This is a genomic window from Photorhabdus hindustanensis, from assembly GCF_002968995.1.
GTDB classification, from domain to species: Bacteria; Pseudomonadota; Gammaproteobacteria; order Enterobacterales; family Enterobacteriaceae; genus Photorhabdus; species Photorhabdus akhurstii.
Genome location: NZ_PUWT01000073.1, coordinates 59,523 through 66,166, shown reverse-complemented (window position 1 = coordinate 66,166; position 6,644 = coordinate 59,523). Strand labels below are relative to the sequence as shown.

Below are 6,644 nucleotides of genomic sequence, written 5' to 3'. Positions count from 1 at the left end.
CAGGCGGTAAGCGGGATTCTGGGGATTATAGTCCTTATAAATGACCCGATTCGGGGTCATGGAGACCCCCAGACGCACCTGATTAACCACATTCATTTCCGTGGCCGTCTCTATCTGCGGGTTGTAGACCAGCGGTAAATTGGCCGTCATCCCTAAATGGCTGTCGCTGAAAAACAGCTTGTCGTCTTCAAACCAGAAATTCAGCCCCTCTTCGGCAACTAACCGGGCAAAAAAGGCATAATCGGACTCCCGTTTTTGCGTCACATACTCCCGTGTGTAATGAAACTCATCCAGTTGGCAATCGAACAGGATGCAATGTTTTTTCAGTAAACTCTTGAGGATCTCCGGCACGCTTTGCCGATGATAAATCCGGCTGTCCTGATTCAAATTCATCCGCCAGAGCGCGGGCTGGACGGTGAGGGAATAAATAGTGCGATGAGCATGCGTATCCCCCCGTATAGCCTGTGTGACAACGCCGCTAACCTGACGTTGCTCAACATCGTTGAAAATCACCCGGAATTTCACCGATTGTAATAACAGTGATTCCAGATCAATATCGGCCCGTTTACTGACCAGCGTTAAGGATAGGGTAAATAATTCGGATAATTCCTCCTGTAAAGAAAATTCAGCTACCGCAAAAGTTTTCTCCGGCAAATCGGTAATATGACAGAGAAAGTGTAATCCATCGTTCATATGGACTCCTTATTTCTGATGTTGATGTTTATGAAATTGGTGACATAACCTTGTTAATCTGATTAGAAATAAATAAGCTATTCTGATAGCGTTACCTCATATTCATGTACATGAACCGAAAATCCACTAATTGAGTACCCTTATCAATCTTGCCGCCCGGATATTCAACCCATTCACCTTTCCCGTCAGTCACTGTAACCTTCGCCATTTTGGTTTCATCCAATTTAGGTTTAAAGATAATTTTCCATTTAGCTCCTGGAGTTAACATAAGTCGAAAAGGGCGCATTTTTGATACTTCGCCTTGTAAGAATACCCGGTTTGGTCGACCTTCAACTACTTTCAAAACAGGGTAAATAACCGGGCTAAAATCAATCGTATTCGATGCGGGCATTTCGCTAATGTTTGTCTGGACAGCATCATTGATAAATGCGATTAAACCGGTTGCCGAATACGGAATAGCATCTTTCACCAGATGGTGGACATCGGTATAACTGACTGACACAAAGGCTCGATTAATTTTCCATTTACACCGGCCACCGCCATTAAAAGGTAATTTCGCCTGAAAGTAACCGGTTTTAGGATCAGCCTTTACATCCTTCAAACGTAATCCGTTATAAGTCGGTACCTTAAAAGGCGACATATTGGAATCCAGACGATACTCAAGGCAATCTTTTGAGATATACTCTGCGGACACATGTGGTTCGGTATATTTTGGCGCTACCCCTTCTACGATGATCCATTGATTCTCTTTGGGCGGAGAAAGCGGCTCATTTGGATCAGCACAGCCTGATATTAAAATCACTGATAAGATCGATAAGTATTGTTTAATATTTATCATGGTAAACTTTTCTCAATTCCTACAGAGTTATCTATATAGCGTGTTAGGGCTAGATTGCTTTTGAAATTGCAATTTGCTTATTTTATGTATCGGAAGTTGACTTGTTGAGTATCGGTTTTAATACTCCCGTCAGGATATTCAACCCATTCCTTTTTTTTTAGTCACCGTGATCTTGGGTATTTTGGTTTCATCTAGTTTAGGCTTAAAGATAATTTTCCATTCAGCTTTTGGTACTAAAGTTAGCCGGAAAGAACGCACGTCGACTTCACCTTGTAAGAATATTCTGTTTGGATACCCCTCAACTATTTTCAGGATAGGATGAATGACAGGGCTGAAATTCAGGATATTCGATGCAGAGGTCTCATCACCGTCTGTTTGAGCTGCATTATTGATAAATGCAGTCAAACCAGTTCCTCCTCCTCCTTCATATATAACAGCATCTTTTGCCAGATGATGGACATCGGTATAACTGACTGACACAAAGGCTCGGTTAATTTTCCATTTACACCGTCCTCCGCCATTGAAAGGTAATTTCGTCTGAAAGTAACCGGTTTGCGGATCAACTGCCACTTTCAGACGAAGCCCGTTGTAGGTTGGCACTTTATAAGGTGACATGTCAGCATGTAGCTGATATTCAAGGCAATCTTTTGAGATATACTCTGCGGACACATGAGGTTCGGTATATTTCGGTGCTACCCCCTCCACTGTGATCCACTGATTCTCTTTGGGCGGAGAAAGCGGCTCATTAGAATCAGCACAGCCTGATATTAAAATCACGGATAAGATCGATAAGTATTGCTTGATGTTTATCATGGTAAGTTTTCCTCAATTCCTACGGCGTTACTTCATATTCATGTACATGAACCGAAAATCCACTAATTGAGTACCCTTATCAATCTTGCCGCCCGGATATTCAACCCACTCACCTTTCCCATTAGTCACAGTGACTTTCGCCATTTTGGTTTCATCCAATTTAGGCTTAAAGATAATTTTCCATTTAGCTCCTGGAGTTAATTTCAGTCGAAAGGAGCGCATTTTTGATACTTCACCTTGTAAATATACGCTTTTAGGAAATCCTTCAACCATTTCCAAAACAGGGTAGATGATGGGGCTAAAATTAATAGTATTTAATGCCGCAGTTTCACTAATATTCGTCTGGACAGCATCATTAATAAACGCAGTTAAGCCGGTTCCCGAATACGGAATAGCATCTCTCACCAGATGATGGACATCGGTATAACTGACCGACACAAAGGCTCGATCAATCTTCCATTTACATCGTCCTCCACCATTAAAAGGTAATTTCGCTTGAAAGTAACCAGTTTGCGGATCAGCCTTTATATCCTCCAAACGTAATCCGTTATAAGTCGGTACTTTAAAAGGCGACATATTGGAATCCAGACGATATTTAAGGCAATCTTTTGAGATATACACAGCGGATACATGCGGTTCGGTATATTTTGGCGCTACCCCTTCTACGGTTATCCACTGATTCTCTTTAGGAGGAGAAAGCGGTTCGCTAGGATCAGCACAGCCTGATATTAATGTGATTAACAAGACTAATAAACATTGTTTGATATTTGTCATAGTAAATCTTCCTCAATCTCTACGGTATTATCCGTATAGCGTGTTAAGGCCAATAGTCCATGTTTATTTTGTTGAGTGCAAATCAGAGTTTGCTTTAATTGATGATCTATCTGTAAAAATAGTGCATCGCGTTGCCGAATATCTGCAACAATATCGGCCCTCTCATTTAGAGTCTTTTCAAATAACTGTTCTTGATCTCGGAAAAAATGGTATTTACCCGGTGCAATCAATTCTGCCAGTCGTGCGCCAATGTAGCAGGCATATTTCCTTGAACGGTGAGCTGGGAAACCTAAGGCATCTTTTTCGGTCGGATTCTCATTCAACGGAAACCATTTGGCTTTATCCGCATCACTTATTTGCTTAAAAAATCCTTTTTGAATCTCACCAGCACTCTTTATATTATGCGCCGTTTCACTGTTCAACGATGGGATTAAATATAGCTTTGTTTTAGTAGGTAAGGTGGTTCTGAGCCGTATATGGTTGCTTGGGTTACGCTCTTCCAGCCATTCAATAACCAGATTGATTTTACAAAAGTGCACTATTTTTCCGTGATGCAGGAAAATTTCACCACTTTTAGTAAAATCCAGTAATTCAATAGGGCTGAATAGATAACCGAGTGGTCCCCAACAATTATATAACCAGTTATCCAGATTTTTTTCCGGTGGTAAAGAAGGAATAGGATCATCTTCATTCACATGACGGTAATGGGTGATATTTGCCAGTTCCTGTACCGCACTAACAGTCAACACCCGGGGCATTCCATAGCTGTAAAGACACGGATCATATTCTTTCAGTTGTGCGCAATGTAGTAATGCCAATGCACCTCCTAAACTGTGACCACAGACAAACAATCTTTTATTTTGAGCCAACTTGGTAATATCGGTGAATACTTCTTGAAGTGTATCACTGGGGACTCTTAACTTGCTAACTAGATTAAATGCCTCCCAAAAACCTTTATGTACTTTGCCATTATGAATAAACCCGCTGCATAGGGCTTTTTCATCGCAATCTAACCCCAAAGGTTGGTACGTAGCATCTGTCAGGATATCCTCCTTGCTGGCTGTGCCTCGCCAACTGATAATCACATCGTTTTTACTAGCCACATAAAACAGTTGGGTATCACCTCCTACACCATCAATATTTGATGAATCAATAAATTCCACCTGAATGTAACGTTCACTAAACGGCACATCGTAAACGACAGGCGTTGCTGACAATGTTTCCACTTTATAGGGCAATTTTGAAACATTCACCATTTGCCGGTTAAAAAAGTGTTTAACGGAGCCTGCTACATTGACATCCCCATCGGCATAGGCCAGCACGCTCATCAAACACTGGTTATAAGCATTCACAATGGAATACTCTTTTTGATGGTGTAGCAGCAGAACCCAAGCCCGGAATGGACATACCTCCAGCACATGCCGACAGTTGAGCGGACGGGAATAAAGCCCTTTGGGTTCCGGATCTGGGAAATGATAGGGCGGTGGGATGTCTTTAGGGTCCCACCCTTGAATCACTGGCAACCCATCACTGATCTGCCCGATAGTCACATAGCGATATTGATGGCCTTCAGCTTCCGCTTTTGGCTTCACCACCGAAGCCTCTTCCCCCCGTTTTTCCCGCAACGGACGCTGTTCCATCTCATCGGCCAACGATTGGGCGTGGATATACAATGTCACGGGATGAGCTGACAAGTCTTCTTCCCTGAGCACCCCGAAACCATCCGTCTTCCCTTTGCGCACATAATTCGGTAGCCCCTTGCTTATCAGGCTATAAGGCATATTAACCAGCGGCTTCCCCTGTTCATCCACCAACTGAAATTCCACCCAGTGTTTCAACAGCCTACAATCGAAGCATTCTCGCGGATCTAATGTACTCATCAGTGTTGTTTCCTTTGTTTACTATTACAGATAGGCACGCAGCCCGAACATCATGTGGTGAAAATCCCACAGAATTTCTCCCGTCTGGCTATCAATCACTTTCATCATCACAAAAGCCCTCATGCTGATGAAAAGCGTCATCAGGCGTGACACCACCAGACTGAACTGATGCATCTCCCCCTGACTGGCGTAACAATCCGGGTTCAATGTCAGGACGAGTTGATGGCCCCGCACTGGAACCCCTTTGTCCAGACGATCTATTAGGATGTTGTCCAGTCGAACGATACCGTCGATATGTTCCTGGATACGTTTGCTTAATGACTCGTCGTAGGAGAAATCGAATAGCCTGATAAGGTCTTTTAACGAATCAGTGTGAAAAGCCATCCAGGGTGACATGGAAAGGAAAGAGATGATTTTCCAGTTCGATCTATCTTCCTTATCCTCCGTTATTGATGGATGGCAGGCAGAAACCGGGGTGATATTGCTGACTTGCAGCCCCGAGGCATTTTCCCCCAGTTGATTGATAGCACTGATACCCAGATTAGCGGCTTGTGTCCGATAACCGGTAAATTGACAAAAAATGGATTGTGGCGGCAGGTTATCCGCTGGTTTGCCATTGCAATCAAAGAAGTGAAGATGTTGCAGGGTTCGCTGCAAAATATCGCGTTCCGTCCTAAGCTGATAATAGTAAAGAAACTCGGCGTCCGGCAGAAAATGGACGGTTGGAATAAACTCTTTGATAGGCAGATAGCGGTAGGGTTGCCCGCGCTCCTGCTCCGGCTCAGTTGATGTGTAAACGTGGTTCAGTTTGAATAGTTGCTTAGTCGAATCCAATGGGATTTGATAATGATTGGCTTCACTGTTTACCGAGATCTTCGTACTCATCGGCTCCAGATGTCTTACCGGCACGCAATCCAACAGAAAGGTTTGGGAAATATCGTTTAGCATCAGATGACCATCAAACCGAAAAATCAGCTCGAATGTCCGGTCTGCGTTCAACTCCACCAATCGACGATCTTTCTTGATATCAATCGTCACAAAATCATGTACATGGGGAAGGTAATAGTACTCAGTCATCAGTTGCAAGATAGAGTATGGCGTGGTTTTCATCGTCGGCAGGATGGCAACCTGCCGTGCGGTTCCCCACAATGCCGGGACTGGGTAACTTCTATCAAGCGTGATGGTTTTGTCCTGTGTTCGCAAAAAGACATCACACAGATGAAAGTCAAGCCATAAGGCTAATTCAGCGGCTTGCAGACGATCGCTGCCCAGAAAGAAATGCAGCGGTTGGCTTAGCCACTCTGAGGTATTCTCCGAACATTGCAGTGTTAGCGTTATCTCACTGTACTCTGGGGTTGCGTTCAGTTGCCGGTCAATCACCGCCAGTGGTTCGATATGCAGAGGGCAGCAGGTTTCAAAACGGATTTCTTCTTCTCCTTCCCCGGCAGAAACCAACGTCCCTTCGGGTAGCGTTAGCGCGGCCAGGTGATGTTTCCCAGCGGGTGAAAATTGAACGATGCTGGTGGGCAGGACCGGGCACATGGCATATGGCCAAATATGTGCCATCATCCCTGATGTGAGTTCGGGAAACTCATCCTCAATCTTTTCGCGAATACGGGAGGCTGACAGCGCAAAGCCCTGCATCA

General features: G+C 44.0%; 5 protein-coding genes and 1 pseudogene. All 6 read right to left on the bottom strand.

Annotation, left to right across the window (positions count from 1 at the left end):
- Window positions 1-693 (bottom strand): type VI secretion system tip protein TssI/VgrG (tssI, locus tag C6H66_RS21950; protein ID WP_146111094.1); only part of this gene is annotated, 693 nt, incomplete at its 3' end.
- A gap of 91 nt (window positions 694-784) precedes the next feature.
- Window positions 785-1,531, bottom strand: coding sequence for a hypothetical protein (locus tag C6H66_RS21945; RefSeq protein ID WP_105396719.1), 747 nt, complete (start codon window positions 1,529-1,531; stop codon window positions 785-787).
- Window positions 1,532-1,608: 77 nt separating this feature from the next.
- Window positions 1,609-2,344, bottom strand: a pseudogene (locus C6H66_RS21940) (hypothetical protein).
- Window positions 2,345-2,371: 27 nt separating this feature from the next.
- Window positions 2,372-3,118 (bottom strand): hypothetical protein, encoded by a 747-nt coding sequence (locus C6H66_RS21935; RefSeq protein WP_105396718.1) that lies wholly within the window; start codon window positions 3,116-3,118, stop codon window positions 2,372-2,374.
- Window positions 3,115-4,998 (bottom strand): lipase family protein, encoded by a 1,884-nt coding sequence (locus C6H66_RS21930; RefSeq protein WP_105396717.1) that lies wholly within the window; start codon window positions 4,996-4,998, stop codon window positions 3,115-3,117. The genes C6H66_RS21935 and C6H66_RS21930 overlap by 4 nt, the downstream gene beginning before the upstream one ends.
- A 24-nt stretch (window positions 4,999-5,022) precedes the next feature.
- Window positions 5,023-6,642, bottom strand: coding sequence for a type VI secretion system baseplate subunit TssF (locus C6H66_RS21925; RefSeq protein WP_248000779.1), 1,620 nt, complete (start codon window positions 6,640-6,642; stop codon window positions 5,023-5,025).
- Between the last annotated feature and the right edge of the window lie 2 nt (window positions 6,643-6,644).